The following is a 13,939-nucleotide window of genomic DNA, read 5'->3' on the forward strand; positions in this document are numbered from 1 at the left end:
GAGGTCGATCCCTGGGTTTTTGCATTACAGCTGCGCGAACGCGTCGCGCGTGAGGTTTTCCGGTTCGCCCGCGGTGCAGACCACGTCGTCCTCGATGCGGATGCCACCGTACTTGCGGAACGCGTCCACCTTGGTCCAGTTGATGTCCGCCGCGAACGGCTTGTGCTTCAACTCCGCCAGCAGCATGTCGATGAAGTAGATGCCGGGTTCGATGGTGACCACCATGCCCGTTTCGAGAGGGCGGGTGAGGCGCAGATAAGGATGGCCTTCCGGCTTGGCGATCGTGCCGCCGGTCTCGGCCGCCTGGAAACCGGCGACGTCATGCACCTGCAGGCCGATGCCGTGGCCCAGGCCATGCGGGAAGAACGCGGACGAGACGCCGGATTCCACGGCGCTTTCCGGCGTCATGCGAATGAAGTCGTGCTCGCGAAGCACGCCAGCGAGCACATGGTGCGCATGGATGTGGAGATCGGCGTAGCTCTGGCCGTGGCGCACCTTCGCGGCGAACGAGCGCTCGGCGGCATCCATCGCGTCGATGAGGGCCTGGAACTCGGCAGCGCCGTGTCCCGCATACGTGCGCGTGATGTCGCTGGCATAGCCCGCTGCGCTGGCGCCGGCATCGATCAGGAACGAGTGGCTTTCCTTCGGTGCGTGCCGATCGAAGTTCGTGTAATGCAGCACGGCGCCATGTTCGTTGAGGCCGACGATGCTGGCGTACGGAAGTTCCGCGTCGAGCTGTCGTGCCGCCGCAAGATACGCGAGGTGGATGCCGAACTCGCTCTCACCCTCGCGGAACGCGCGCTCGGCGGCGCGGTGGCCGCGCGCGCCGCGGCGGCTGGCTTCGCGCATGAGCTCGAGTTCATACGGCGTCTTGTAAGCGCGGTGGTAATGCAGGTGGTCGACCACCGCGGGCGGGTTGTTCGCGCAGACGTCCTGCAGGTTGCAGAACTGGTCGCCGATGATCGCGCAGCGCGACAGCGTGGCCGGCAGCTCGGCAATGGCGTCGGCAGGCTTGCGGACAACGACGATGTCGAAGTGATCCACCCAGTAGCCCGACGGTGCTTCGGGTACCACGTGCCAATAATCGCGGGGCTGGAGAAACACAAGCTTCGGCCTTTCGCCGGGCGTGTATACGAGCCAGCTTCCCGGGGCGTCGACGAGTGGCAGCCAGTGCTTGAAATGCGGGTTGACGATGAACGGGTAGTCCTGGTCGTCGAGGAATTTCGTGATCGGGCGACCGGCCGGAACGACGAGGTGTTCGAAACCGCCGCGGGCGAGGGCGGTGTCGGTGCGCTCGCGCAGGGTGGCGAGGTGCTGCGGGTAGAGCGCGGCCAGCGCGTCGTTCATGGAGCTCTCCGGGACGAGGGGCAAACCGCAATGGTGCGCCTCCGGGCTGTCGTAGCCAAGTCCGCGATGGCGCCGCGTCGGCGGATCAGGCGTTGGCGAACACCACGGCGTAGTCGCCAGCCAGGTCGCCAAGCCGGTGGCGCAGGGCCGTGGCGGCGTGCTCGTGGCCACCGAGCAGGCCTTTCAGATGCGAGCCGTACAAGGTGATGGCGAAGTGCCCCACGGCAAAGTCGTGCGCGGGCGAGCGCCACAGTTGCAGCGCGCTCCAGGTGGCGCAGGTAGGGCAGGCGACATAGGCGGAATCCGGCGCATCGCACCACACCGCCAGGGCCTCTTCCAGCGCTTCGCTGCCTTCGTCGCCGAGGGCGAGCGTGGCGCGGCACTCGGGGCAACGGATGCTGAAACCGGCGTCGTAGCGGCAGAAGATGCCGTTTTCGGGGCCGCCATCGACGAGGTGTGCGCCGTTGGCGGCGTCCAACTGCCAGCGGTGACCGCTGGCGTGAAGCGAGATGGCGCGAACGCCCGTCTCCTCGATGAAACGCGGGTCGAGCACGCGAAAGCGCGTGTCGCCGTCACGCTCGGGAAGCGCCGCCATGACGCCGTCGCCGACCAGATGCAGATACAGGTCGGTCGCCGCCGCCGCGGCGTCGTCGCGTTCGATCTCGGTGTCGACCAGGATGGTGGTGGCTTCGCTCATCACCTGCGATGGTGAGCCCCGACGTGGCGCCTCGTAAAGCATGGATTCTCCAGGGATGCCGCAATGGCGGCGTCGCTCAGTCGGCCGGTGGTCCGATCCATTCGTCGATGGCACGCACGTCATCGTCGCTTGCCGCGACGATACGGTAGCCGGACCAGAACTGCCTGGCCGTGGCTGCCGGTTCGTGCCATTGCTCCTGGATCCCTATTTCAACCCGATGTTCGCGGTGCTGGGCATCGCGCAGCGTGAAGGCTACCTGGTGGACCGCGCCGGCCCTCGGCGGCGGCGACCCTAGCAACATCAGCCCGGTCGCCGAAAGATTGCCGAGCTGGCCGAGCACCCGCTCGGTCATCACGTCCACGATCGGCATGGGCGACGTGGCCTGCTTGCGCGGCGCGCGGCGCTGTTCGAAGTCGCGACTCATGCGTGGCCCGCCCAGCGTTCGTCGTCGGCGGTCTGGCGACGGAGATTGCGTGCCACCGCCTGCCACGCGCGATCCACGATCGACAGGCGTTGCTCCTTGTGCTCGCGGGCCTTACCCGTGGCGATGAGGCGCGCGAGCCGTGTGAGGTCGATGTCCTCGCAGCGGCTGCCGCGCTGGTTGACGAACAGGCAGCGGCCGGTCGTCGGCGAGAACCAGGCCAGCTTCCGCAATGCGGGCGACCCGTCCGCCTGCACGAACTCGAACCATGTGCCGAAGCGCAGGCTGGCAAACCCATCGTGGATCGCCTGGGCGGCCGGATCGAGCGGTGTCGGCTCGACCGGCGGCACCGTTTCGCCGTGCGCCGTGCCTTCGCCAAGACGCGGCCGCCGTTTGAGCCGCAGGGCGACGTCGGTGGGCGTCGGTATTTCGTCCGCCGTGCCGGGCGGTTCGAATACGCCCGCCGCCACCTGCGAAGCTTCCGACGAGTGCATGCCGAGATGTTCGAGGCCGCGTTCCACGTCTTGGCGCAGCTTGCGTCGGTCGAGGATCGGGCGTCGCCCGAGCAACTGATCGGTGACGCCGAGGCAATAGAGAAAGGCTTCGCCGTTTTCGCCGCCGCGGAGGATGTGCAGCGCGAGCACGTCGGCCCAGGTCCGCTCGAGCAGGATGCGCAGTACACCGCGTGGCGTGGCACCGCGCACCATGCGTTCGGCCATGATCTCCGTGGCGCGCTGGCGCGCTCGTTCCAGCCGGTCGCGTCCTTCCATCGCTTCGATCTGGCGACGCTCGGCCACGTGCGCCTTGCGCGAGAGCAACGCGATCTGCTGTTCGATGTCGGCGCGCCAGGCGGGATCGATCACTTGCGCGTGGCTGGCGTCGATGACGAGCCTTTCCAGGCGATCCACCAGGGCGGCGTCCGGCTCGCCTTCGGAAGGATCGAGCCAATGCCGTGCAGCCTCGCCCACGGTGTCCAGCAATTGCCGGGCGGGATGCTCAGGCTGGTCGAAAAAGCCGCGGTCGTTCACGGCGGCGCGCAGCATGGGCCATTGCAGGCCGCCCAGCACGGGGCGACCGGGGCTCGCTTCGGCCATCTGCTGGCCCATGCTCTGAAACAGCATGGCCGTGAGTTCGACGGTGTCGTCTTGCTCGGCGGTCAATTCCGCAGGCGGCGATCCGGCCGGGCGGCTGCGGTTCAACTGGACAAGCAGTTCGTCGCGCAGCGCCTGGGCACTGCGGATCTCACGTTGCGCCGCGCCGGCAACGTCGGCGACGTGACCCTGCAGGGCGAGCAGAGCGGTCTGCAGTTCGTCGTCCGAGGCCAGACGTCCCGGCGCAAAACCCGCGCCACGCCCCGCTTCGACACGCTGCGCCAGCAGCTGGCGCAAGCCGTCCAGCACGCCGATGTGATCCTGGGTCGCTTCCGTCGTGCCCGCGGGCGCCTCGGCGGGCCTCGCGCGCCGTTCCGACACAGGCGGCGTGGCGACGCGCACGTTCGGATAGACGCGGAAGCCGGGCAGGATGCCGCGCGTACGGTAATGCTCGTTGAGCGCGCCATAGAAGGCTTCGCCATGGCCGAGCACCTTCGCATCCACGGCCTGGAAAAGAATCAGGCGATGCGCGGAACTGAGCGGCATGGGCGCCACGGCTGCCTCCAGCGCTGCAGCGAGCACGCGCGGTCCCGCGGGCAAGGCGTCGCCTTCGAGCGGCGGACTGCCTGCGAGCACGGCCAGACGGTAGCCCAGCTCGAACAGGCTGCTTGCGCTGCGCGCTTCGGCGCGCGCGGCCATGCTGGCGAGTGCATCGGCCTGCTCCTGTTCCTCCGGATCCACGAGGCTGAGCGTGGCGTGTTCGGGGGACGCGGCCGGCTTGGTCTCCGGTATGTCGCCCAGGTAACGGAATCGCGACGACAGGTGCGCGGCGAACCGGTTGCGGAACCCTGCACCGTCACGTTCGACGATGCCCCGGCTTTCGAAGCAGGCTTGTTGTTCGAGGTGATTGCGGCTGCTTTCGGCGATGGCGAACAGGCGATGGTCAAAATCGCGCAAGGCGTCGCGCAGCGGCGTGTCGAGCCAGGTCAGGCACAACGACAGCCCCTGCTGCGCCTCGCGTTCCGCGCGCGGCGACAAGGCAACGGGAGTCGGCCCCGTGCGGCCGGATGTCGGCGGCGTACCAGCGTTCATTCGGAAAGGTCCTCCCCGACCTCGTCCCTGGAGTGTAGGTGTCCGTGGCGCAACGACGCCAGGGTGGCGACGGCGTGCTTACGGCTTAGGGCGATCGGCATAGGCGTCCGACCTAGGCCATGAACGCCTCGATCACGTCGTTGAGGAAGCGCTGCCCCAGCGGCGTGGTCTTCAGCACGGCGGGATCGTCCACCAGCCAGCCGCGCGCCACGCACATCGCGAGGGCCGGGGCGATGGTCTCGCGCGGCAGGCCCGTGCGTGCGGCGAAGTCTGCCGAGGGCACGCCGTCGATCAGGCGCAGCGCATTGAGCATGTATTCGAACGGCAGGTCGGCGGCGCTCACGAGGCTGTCGCCGCCGATGCGCGCCGGCTGGCCCTCGCTGGCGAGGTAGGCGGCAGGCAAGCGAGTCTTCCAGCGGCGCCGGACGCCGTGCGCGTCGCTGATCTTGCCGTGCGCCCCCGCGCCGATGCCGAGGTAATCGCCGAAACGCCAGTAATTGAGGTTGTGCGCGCAGCGGCGTCCGGGCAACGCATAGGCCGATACTTCGTACTGCCCGTAGCCTGCCTCGGCCAGCCGCGCCTCGCACGCCTCCTGGATCGCCCAGGCCGCGTCGTCGTCCGGCAGCGGGGGCGGATTCGCAGCGAAGGCCGTGTTCGGTTCGAGGGTGAGCTGATAATGCGACACGTGCGTGGGTTGCAACGCGACCGCGCGATCCACGTCGTCGATCGCTCCGGCGAGGGTCTGTTCCGGCAGCGCGTACATCAGGTCGATGTTGATGTTGCCGATGCCGGCATCCTGCGCCTGGCGCACGGCGTCCGCAGCTTCGCCGGCCGAGTGGATGCGACCCAGGCGGTGCAGCGCCTTGTCGTCGAAGCTCTGCACGCCGAAGGAAATGCGGTTCACGCCTGCGGCAAGGTAGCCATCAAAACGCCCGTGTTCCACGGTGCCCGGGTTGGTTTCGAGCGTGATCTCGGCATCCGCGGCGAACGGCAGCCGTTCGCGCGCGCCGTCGAGAAACTGGCCCACCAACGCCGGGGAAAACAGGCTCGGCGTGCCGCCGCCGAAGAACACGGTCTCGATGCGCCGCCCTTCGAGCGCGCCGGCCAGATCGCGCAGGTCGGCATCCAGGTCGGCGAGCAGGACACGCACGTAGCCCGCATAGTCGGGCGTGCCGCGCAGGCCATGCGAGTTGAAATCGCAGTACGGGCATTTGCGCACGCACCAGGGCATGTGCACGTAAAGCGACAGCGGCGGCGGAACGAGGCTCATGCCAGCTCGGCGAAGCGTTGCTGCAAGATGGCGAGCGCCTGTCCGCGATGGCTGAGACGGTTCTTCAAGGCCGGATCGAGTTCCGCGGCGGAGACGTCGTAGCCGTCCGGTAGAAACAGCGGGTCGTAGCCGAAGCCGCCGTTGCCGCGCGGCGCTTCGAGAATGCGCCCGTGCCAGCGGCCCTCGGCGATCAACGGCGCCGGATCGTCAGCGTGACGCAGCACCACCAGCACGGCGATGAAGTAGGCCTGTCGCCGTTCGGCGGGGATGCCATCCAGTTCGCGCAGCAGCTTCGCGTTGTTGGCGGCACTGTCGCCGTGCGTGCCGGCGTAACGCGCCGCGTACAACCCGGGTGCACCGCCGAGCGCATCCACGCAGATACCGGAGTCGTCGGCGAGCGCAGGCATGCCGGTGGCACGTGCCGCATGCCGCGCCTTGATCAAGGCGTTCTCGACGAAGGTCAGGCCGGTTTCGTCGGCGTCGCTGACGCCAAGCTGCGTCTGTGCGACGAGGTGCACGTCGCTGCCAGCGAGCAGTTGTTCCAGTTCGATCACCTTGCCGGCATTGCCGGAGGCCAGGACGAGACGCATGGTTACAGCCCCACCGCGAACTCGGGCGCGTACTCCACGCGCCCCTGATAACCCGCAAGGCCATCGATGGTCAGCGACAACACCTGGAAGGCGTTGCCGCCCTCGAAGGCATCATGCAGACCATGCGCGGAGGCCTTCGCGAAACCGAAGCCTGCGTAATACGCAGGCGAACCGAGCACGAAGATGGCCCGTGCGTCGCGCACGAAGCAGGCGCCAATGCCTTCCTCGATGAGTTCACGGCCGATGCCCTGGCGCTGGTGTTCCGGAAGCACCGCGATCGGGGCGAGCCCCAGTGCCTTGCCATCGTCGCCTTGTTCGACTGTCACCGGCGAGAACATCACGTGCCCCAGCACGCCGTCGTTCTCGTCGACCGCTACGAGCGAGATCGCATCGCGACCGGCTTCCACGAGGCGCCGCACGAGGTCGCCCTCGTTGTCCCGGCCGAAGGCGGCGCGGTGCACGGCGACAATGGCGTCCAGGTCGTCGCGCGTGGCCGGACGGATGTCGCTCACGGCGCGGTCTCCAGCGCGGCGCGCTGTGCCTCGACCAGTTCGCCGATGCCCTTGGATGCGAGGTCGAGCAAGGCGTTCATTTCGTCGCGGCGGAAGGCGTGGCCCTCGGCCGTGCCCTGCACTTCGATGAAGCCGCCACCATCGTTCATGACGACGTTCATGTCCGTATCGCAGTTGGAGTCTTCGGCGTAGTCGAGATCGAGCACGGGCACGCCGTTATAGATGCCGACCGAGACCGCGGCGATAGCGCCGAGGATCGGGTTGCGCTTGATCGCCTGGCGCTTGGTGAGCGTCGCCACGGCGTCCACGAGTGCCACATAGGCGCCGGTGATGGCCGCGGTGCGCGTGCCGCCGTCGGCCTGGATTACGTCGCAGTCCAGGGTGATGACACGTTCGCCCAGCGCGGCACGATCCACGCAGGCACGCAGCGAGCGGCCGATGAGACGCTGGATTTCCATGGTGCGACCACCCTGGCCGCCGCGCGCGGCTTCGCGCTGCGTGCGATCGGTGGTGGCGCGGGGCAGCATGCCGTACTCGGCGGTGACCCAGCCCTCGCCCTTGCCGCGCAGCCACGGTGGCACGCGTTCCTCGACGGAGGCGGTGCAGAGCACCTTGGTATCGCCGAAGGACACCAGGACGGAGCCTTCTGCATGGCGGGTGTAGTGGCGTTCGATGCTGACGGCGCGCAACTGGTCGGCAGCGCGGCCGCTCGGGCGGGAGAAGGTCATGAGGGGCCTGATTTGGGCGCGGACGGTGGGTCAGTTTACCATTGCGCCCTTTCCCGACGCGCGTGACGTGAGGCAACCGATGATCCGCAGCATGACCGCCTACGCTTCCGCCGAGCGGGCAGCACCTTTCGGCACGCTGACCTGCGAACTGCGCACGGTCAATCACCGTTATCTGGAAATCAGCCCGCGCCTGCCCGACGAGCTGCGCAGCTTCGAGAGCGCCCTGCGCGAGCGCATTGCCACACGGCTGTCACGCGGCAAGGTGGACATCACCGTGCGGCTGCGCGCCGAGGCCGGTTCCGGCGAAGGGCTGCGAGTGAATGCCGCCGTGTTGTCGCGCCTCTCCGAGCTGGCGCTGGACATGGAACAGCGCTTCCCTCGCATGAGCATCCAGTTCACCGAACTGCTGCGCTTCCCCGGCGTGCTCCAGCAAGCCGAGACCGACGCCGACGCCATGCAGGCCGCGTTGCTCGACGTGCTCGATCAAGCCCTCACGGCGCTCGGCGACACGCGTGCCCGCGAAGGCGCCAAGCTGGGCGAGATGCTGAGCGAGCGCCTCGACGGCATCGAACGCATCGTCGCCGATGTCCGCAGCTGGATGCCCGAGATCCGCACGGCCCTGCGTGCCCGCCTCGAAACGCGCCTCGCGGACATCCGCCAGCCGGCCGACCCGGGCCGCCTCGAACAGGAACTCGTCCTGCAGATTACCCGCATGGACGTGGACGAAGAACTCGATCGCCTCAGCACCCACATCACCGAAGCCCGCCGCGTGCTGGCGCTCAAGGAACCCATCGGCCGCCGACTCGACTTCCTCATGCAGGAATTCAACCGCGAGGCCAACACCCTGGGTTCGAAATCCGTGGACTCCCGCAGCACCAATGCCGCCGTCGAACTCAAGGTGCTGATCGAACAGATGCGGGAGCAGGTGCAGAATATTGAGTGACCTGCTCGCTTGCGTTTAGGAGCCGTTACAGCGGCGAGAAAACCTCGCGACCACCGCGTTTTTTAGAGTCCAGAGAGACCCGTGAGCTTTTACCCGATCGCCTTTGTGATGCGGGTCGCGTGAGCGCCATCGATGTGCGCGAGCCGGTCGAATTCAGGCAATAAACGATCCGGCTGCCCCAGGTTATGGGGGGGCTAACGAGCGGGGAGTCGACAGCTAGAATGAAGTTCCCTCAAGAACGGAGCGCGGCTTTGAATCAGCACACGTCGTATCCCATCGGCACGCCCGGCAAGCCCTGGGGCGAGGCGGAAATCGCCGCCTGGCGCGCGCGGCAGGTGAAGCAGTGCGATTACGCGCAGGACGTTCTGGCCGCTATCGAGCCGCTGCGCGATGCGTTCGATGTGACGAGCTACGGTGCGCTGGATTACGCCGGTGAGCATTACCCCCTGTTCGCGGTGCGCACGCGGTCGTGGGACGACGCGTTGCCGACGATGTTGGTGACCGGTGGCGTACATGGCTACGAAACCAGTGGCGTGCATGGCGCCTTGCAGTTCCTGCGCGAGCACGGCGGCGACTATCAGGGGCGCGCCAACGTGCTGGTGGTGCCGTGCGTGAGTCCCTGGGCGTACGAGCGCATCCATCGCTGGAACCCGGATGCGATCGATCCCAACCGGAATTTTCGCGAGGGCAGCCCGTCGGGTGAAGCGGCGGCACTGGTGGCGCTGCTTGCGCCGTTGCGTGGTCGCGTCCTCATGCATATCGATCTGCACGAGACCACCGACAGCGACGAGTCCGAGTTCCGCCCCGCGCTCGCGGCGCGCGATGGAAAGGTCTACGAGCCGGGCGAGGTGCCCGATGGCTTCTATCTCGTCGACGATACCGAAAACCTGCAGCCGGCGTTTCAGCAGGCGGTGATCCAGTCGGTCGCGAAGGTGACCCATATCGCGCCGCCGGATGCCAAGGGCGAAATCATCGGTTCGGCACAGATCGCGCCGGGCGTGATTGCCTACCCGCTGCGTCAACTCGGCCTTTGTGCCGGCATCACGCAGGCACGCTACACGACCACGACCGAGGTCTATCCGGATAGCCCCCGCGCCACGCCGCAGCAGTGCAACGATGCGCAAGTGGCGGCCGTGCGTGCCGCCATCGACTACGCGGTGGCTCACGGCTGACGGGTCATCATGTTGGCCCTCGCCGAAGAAAGTGGGCTAGCATCGCGCTCGTCTCCCAGGGGGAAGCTATCGCGATGACGTCTCGTCGGCCGGCCTTGATTGCTGCCTGTCTTCTCGCCTTTAGCCTGGCGCCGTTCGCGAGAGCAGACGACGGCGCCGAAACGCAACGCTGGAAACGAGAGGCCGCGGCCGTCACCATCGTGCGCGACGACTGGGGCATTGCCCATGTGCATGGCAAGCGCGACGCCGATGCGGTGTTCGGCATGGCGTATGCGCAGGCCGAGGACGATTTCAATCGCATCGAGACGAACTACCTCACATCGCTGGGGCGTCTGGCGGAAGCGGAAGGCGAGTCCGCATTGTGGCAAGACCTGCGGCAAAGGCTCTTTATCGATCCTTTGGCATTGAAGGCCGATTACGCACGCAGCCCGTCCTGGCTCAAGGCGCTGATGGATGCGTGGGCCGATGGGTTGAACGCCTATCTCGCGGCGTATCCCGAGGTGCATCCGCGGGTCATCACGCACTTCGAGCCGTGGATGGCGTTGAGCTTCAGCGAAGGCAGTATCGGCGGTGACATCGAGCGCGTGTCGACCAAGGATCTGCAGGCGTTCTATGGCAACGATCCTGCCGGTGCGCTTGCGCAGTTCGTGCCGCCGTCGAGCTGGGCCGAGCCCAGCGGGTCGAACGGCATCGCCATTGCGCCGAAACTGACGGCGAACGGGCACGCGCTGCTGTTGATCAATCCGCACACCTCGTTCTTCTTCCGCTCCGAGCTGCAGATGTCGAGCGACGAAGGGCTGGACGCCTACGGGGCCGTGACCTGGGGGCAATTCTTCATCTATCAGGGCTTCAACAAGCACATCGGTTGGATGCATACGTCCACGGGCGCGGATGTCGTCGATGAATTCGCGGAGACCATCCAGCGCAAGGACGGCAAGCTGTTCTATCGCTACGGCGATGCGTTGCGACCGGTGACGACGCGAGAGATTTTCCTCGCCGTTCGCCAGAAGGACGGATCGCGGGTCGAGCGACGCTTCACGGTTTACGCCACGCATCACGGTCCGGTGGTTCGCAGCGAGGGCGGCAAATGGATCACCGTGGCGCTGATGAACACGCCGCTGGCGGCGCTGCAGCAGAGCTGGCTACGCACGAAAGCAAACGATCTTGCGGCGTATATGAAGGTCGCCGAGTTCAAGGCCAACTCGTCGAACAATACGATCTACGCGGACGACAAGGGCAACATCGCGTATCTGCATCCCCAGTTCATTCCCAAGAGGAACGACCGATTCGACTATACGAAACCCGTGGACGGCAGCGATCCCGCGACCGACTGGCAAGGTCTGTTGCCGCTGGACAAGGCGCCGCATCTGTTCAATCCGCCGACGGGATGGATATTCAACACGAACGACTGGCCGTATTCGGCGGCGGGACCGGACAGCCCGAAACAGGCGGATTACCCGCGTTACATGGATACGGTGGGGGAAAATCCGCGTGGCCTGCACGCCTCGCGTGTGCTGACGGGGCGTCGCGATTTTACGCTCGCGTCGCTCATCGATGCCGCATTCGATCCGTATCTTCCCGCGTTCGCGCGCCAACTGCCGATCCTCATCGCGGATTACGACGCGCTGCCGGCGAGCGATCCGCGAAAGCGTCGCCTCGCGGGCCCCATCGCGCTGCTTCGCAGGTGGGACTACCGCTGGGGCATCACCTCGATGCCGACTTCGCTGGCGGTGTTCTGGGGCGACATCCTCTGGGATAAAGCCAGCAAGCTCGACACCGCCGAAGGCCTCTCGATCTACGACGTGATGGCGGAGAAGGCCGGCCCGAACGCGCGTCTCGACGCGCTGGCCGAAGCCGCCGATCGCCTAGAGCAGGACTTCGGCAGTTGGGGCGTGCCATGGGGCGAGGTGAATCGTTTCCAGCGCGTGGACGGCGCCATCAAGCAAGCCTTCGACGACGCGAAGCCCAGCATTCCGGTGCCCTTTACCTCGTCACGCTGGGGCTCCTTGGCGTCATTCGGCGCGCACCGCTGGCCAGGCACGAAACGCTACTACGGCACGAGCGGCAACAGCTTCGTAGCGGTGGTGGAGTTCGGTGACAAGGTGCATGCGCGCGCCATCACCGCCGGTGGCGAAAGCGGTGATCCCGCCTCGAAGCACTTCAACGACGAAGCCGAGCGCTATACCACCGGCAATCTGCGCGAGGTGTACTTTTGGCCCGAGGAGTTGAAGGGGCACGTGGAGCGCAGCTATCACCCGGACGTGCCGTGACGTTGTCCGCGGGGGCGATCGAAGCCGTCACTCGGCCTGCGTGTTGAATTCGCATCGCCCATGAGGTCATATGGCGCTTTCCGCCCAGGGGAGCTTCGCCGTGACTCGACGTGCCATGCGCTGGGCCGTGCTCGCCTTGCTGCTCGTGTCCTTGCGCAGTCTCGCCGCCGATGCGACGTCGGCGAGTGCGCCGGTGCTGCTCAAACCCGACCGTGTCTTCGATGCGCGCGATGAGCACACGCACGAAGGATGGGTGGTGCTCGTGCGAGGCGACAAGATCGCCGACGTGGGGCCTGCGTCGAGCGTGTCCGTTCCCGCCGATGCACAGACGATCGCGTTGCCCGGCACGACTTTGCTGCCCGGTCTCATCGACGCGCATTCGCATATTTTTTTGCATCCGTACAATGAGGCGCCGTGGAACGACCAGGTGTTGAAGGAGACGCTCGCGTTCCGCACCGTGGAAGCGGTGAAGCATGCGCGCGATACGCTGATGAGCGGCTTCACCGCGCTGCGCGATCTTGGCACCGAAGGCGCCGGCTACGCCGACGTGGACGTGCAGCGTGCGATCGACCAGGGCGTGATCCCGGGGCCGCATCTCTTCATCGCCACACGCGCCACCATTGCCGCGCATTGCTATGGGCCGGGGCCGCTTGGATTTCGCGAGGATCTCGACCTGCCGCAGGGCGGCATCCCCGTCAGCGGTACCGCGCAGATGATCGATGCCGTGCGCGACCAGGCGGCGCATGGCGCCGACTGGATCAAGATCTACGCCGATTACCACTGCGGCAAGAGCAAGGGTTCGGTGCCGACGTTCACCGAGGAAGAGCTGAAAGCAGGCGTCGACATGGCGCATTCGCTCGGCCTGCCGGTGGCTGTGCATTCGAGTACGGCGGAAGGCATGCGCCGCGCCGTGCTCGCTGGCGTCGACACGATTGAGCACGGCTACGACGGCACGCCCGAGGTCTTTGCGCTGATGAAGAAGCATGGCGTCGCCTACATGCCCACGCTGGAGGCGAGCGCCGCCTATGCCGAATACTTCGGTGGCTGGAAGCCTGGCCAGCCGCCCACCGAGGCGATCCAGAAGTCCGCGCAGGCGTTCAAGCGAGCGCTCGATGCGGGCGTGACGATCGGCAACGGCAGCGACGTGGGCGTGTTCGCCCATGGCAGCAACTACAAGGAACTGGAGTGGATGGTGCGCGACGGCATGCGCCCCGCCCAGGCCTTGCTCGCCGCCACCGCGGTGGACGCGAAGGTGCTCCGTCAGCAGGACCGCATCGGCCAGCTCCGCCCCGGCCGCGATGCCGACATCATCGCTGTGCCGGGAGACCCGACGAAGGATATCGGGGCGCTCGCTCGCGTGAGCTTCGTCATGAAAGGTGGCGTGGTCTACAAGCGGGCCGAGTAGCGGCCGCACGGCCTTATCAACCCTAGGTATGAGCCACCCCATAGGTGGCAACAAGCCTGCTGGCGAGAATCAGGGCACCGGTGTGAGCCAGCCTGCCGGCGAAATTAGGGCACAGGTGGGAGCCAGCCTGCTGGCGAAAAGCCAACGAAGCGGCCTGGCCATGAGGCAAGCACCCATCACCGGCAAGCACCCATCGCCAGCAGGCTGGCTCCCACTCGCGAGCTCCATGGCTCAGGCATGCGAATGGTCTGGGGCCTTCTGCCGGTCTCGGGCTGTCGCCGATATATCCGCGCGGCAGCCAGGAACGGCACCCTCCTACAGCGTGCCTCGGTACCGCGAAAGGTGGCCGACGGCTGAAAACCGTTACAATCCCCTTTTGCACAACAGGATACGTGCCGATG

General features: G+C 66.7%; 12 protein-coding genes. 4 read left to right on the top strand and 8 right to left on the bottom strand.

Features of this window, described 5'->3' with window-relative positions:
* Positions 1-24 precede the first annotated feature (24 nt).
* The 8 genes from pepQ to rph form a co-directional block, all read right to left on the bottom strand.
* Entirely contained in the window at positions 25-1,347 is a 1,323-nt protein-coding gene (gene pepQ, locus BT115_RS10060) for a Xaa-Pro dipeptidase (protein ID WP_072322488.1), read from the bottom strand.
* 85 nt (positions 1,348-1,432) lie between these two features.
* Positions 1,433-2,044 carry a hypothetical protein gene (locus tag BT115_RS10065; protein WP_143144524.1) on the bottom strand — a complete coding sequence of 204 codons (612 nt, stop codon included), beginning with the start codon at positions 2,042-2,044 and terminating at the stop codon, positions 1,433-1,435.
* A gap of 76 nt (positions 2,045-2,120) precedes the next feature.
* Positions 2,121-2,468 carry a hypothetical protein gene (locus BT115_RS10070; RefSeq protein ID WP_072322490.1) on the bottom strand — a complete coding sequence of 116 codons (348 nt, stop codon included), beginning with the start codon at positions 2,466-2,468 and terminating at the stop codon, positions 2,121-2,123.
* Positions 2,465-4,648 (bottom strand): DUF1631 family protein, encoded by a 2,184-nt coding sequence (locus BT115_RS10075; protein ID WP_083527403.1) that lies wholly within the window; start codon positions 4,646-4,648, stop codon positions 2,465-2,467. Before BT115_RS10075 ends, BT115_RS10070 begins: the two co-directional genes overlap by 4 nt.
* A 112-nt stretch (positions 4,649-4,760) precedes the next feature.
* Positions 4,761-5,918 carry a radical SAM family heme chaperone HemW gene (hemW, locus tag BT115_RS10080; RefSeq protein ID WP_072322491.1) on the bottom strand — a complete coding sequence of 386 codons (1,158 nt, stop codon included), beginning with the start codon at positions 5,916-5,918 and terminating at the stop codon, positions 4,761-4,763.
* Positions 5,915-6,508, bottom strand: a complete 594-nt coding sequence (gene rdgB / locus BT115_RS10085; protein WP_072322492.1) for an RdgB/HAM1 family non-canonical purine NTP pyrophosphatase — start codon at positions 6,506-6,508, stop codon at positions 5,915-5,917. The genes hemW and rdgB overlap by 4 nt, the downstream gene beginning before the upstream one ends.
* 2 nt (positions 6,509-6,510) lie before the next feature.
* Complete coding sequence (locus BT115_RS10090; RefSeq protein ID WP_083527404.1) at positions 6,511-7,020, bottom strand: GNAT family N-acetyltransferase; 510 nt, start codon at positions 7,018-7,020, stop codon at positions 6,511-6,513.
* Positions 7,017-7,748 carry a ribonuclease PH gene (gene rph / locus BT115_RS10095; RefSeq protein WP_072322493.1) on the bottom strand — a complete coding sequence of 244 codons (732 nt, stop codon included), beginning with the start codon at positions 7,746-7,748 and terminating at the stop codon, positions 7,017-7,019. The genes BT115_RS10090 and rph overlap by 4 nt, the downstream gene beginning before the upstream one ends.
* 79 nt (positions 7,749-7,827) lie before the next feature.
* On the opposite strand from rph, the gene BT115_RS10100 reads away from it, so the two are divergent.
* The 4 genes from BT115_RS10100 (at position 7,828) to BT115_RS10115 (ending at position 13,538) form a co-directional block, all read left to right on the top strand.
* Positions 7,828-8,691, top strand: coding sequence for a YicC/YloC family endoribonuclease (locus BT115_RS10100; RefSeq protein WP_072322494.1), 864 nt, complete (start codon positions 7,828-7,830; stop codon positions 8,689-8,691).
* A gap of 221 nt (positions 8,692-8,912) precedes the next feature.
* A complete protein-coding gene (locus tag BT115_RS10105) occupies positions 8,913-9,863 on the top strand; it encodes a M14 family metallopeptidase (protein ID WP_072322495.1) in 951 nt (316 codons plus the stop codon).
* 74 nt (positions 9,864-9,937) lie between these two features.
* Positions 9,938-12,133 carry a penicillin acylase family protein gene (locus BT115_RS10110; protein WP_072322496.1) on the top strand — a complete coding sequence of 732 codons (2,196 nt, stop codon included), beginning with the start codon at positions 9,938-9,940 and terminating at the stop codon, positions 12,131-12,133.
* 100 nt (positions 12,134-12,233) lie between these two features.
* Positions 12,234-13,538, top strand: coding sequence for an amidohydrolase family protein (locus tag BT115_RS10115; protein ID WP_255369401.1), 1,305 nt, complete (start codon positions 12,234-12,236; stop codon positions 13,536-13,538).
* Positions 13,539-13,939 lie beyond the last annotated feature (401 nt).

This window comes from Luteibacter sp. UNCMF366Tsu5.1 (assembly GCF_900119235.1).
Taxonomy (GTDB): domain Bacteria; phylum Pseudomonadota; class Gammaproteobacteria; order Xanthomonadales; family Rhodanobacteraceae; genus Luteibacter; species Luteibacter flocculans.

Excerpts from the sequence above, each read along its gene's own strand:
- pepQ (WP_072322488.1), bottom strand. The coding sequence starts at position 1,347 with ATGAACGACGCGCTGGCCGCGCTCTACCCGCAGCACCTCGCCACCCTG.
- BT115_RS10065 (WP_143144524.1), bottom strand. The coding sequence starts at position 2,044 with ATGAGCGAAGCCACCACCATCCTGGTCGACACCGAGATCGAACGCGAC.
- BT115_RS10070 (WP_072322490.1), bottom strand. The coding sequence starts at position 2,468 with ATGAGTCGCGACTTCGAACAGCGCCGCGCGCCGCGCAAGCAGGCCACG.
- BT115_RS10075 (WP_083527403.1), bottom strand. The coding sequence starts at position 4,648 with ATGAACGCTGGTACGCCGCCGACATCCGGCCGCACGGGGCCGACTCCC.
- hemW (WP_072322491.1), bottom strand. The coding sequence starts at position 5,918 with ATGAGCCTCGTTCCGCCGCCGCTGTCGCTTTACGTGCACATGCCCTGG.
- rdgB (WP_072322492.1), bottom strand. The coding sequence starts at position 6,508 with ATGCGTCTCGTCCTGGCCTCCGGCAATGCCGGCAAGGTGATCGAACTG.
- rph (WP_072322493.1), bottom strand. The coding sequence starts at position 7,748 with ATGACCTTCTCCCGCCCGAGCGGCCGCGCTGCCGACCAGTTGCGCGCC.
- BT115_RS10100 (WP_072322494.1), top strand. The coding sequence starts at position 7,828 with ATGATCCGCAGCATGACCGCCTACGCTTCCGCCGAGCGGGCAGCACCT.
- BT115_RS10105 (WP_072322495.1), top strand. The coding sequence starts at position 8,913 with ATGAAGTTCCCTCAAGAACGGAGCGCGGCTTTGAATCAGCACACGTCG.
- BT115_RS10110 (WP_072322496.1), top strand. The coding sequence starts at position 9,938 with ATGACGTCTCGTCGGCCGGCCTTGATTGCTGCCTGTCTTCTCGCCTTT.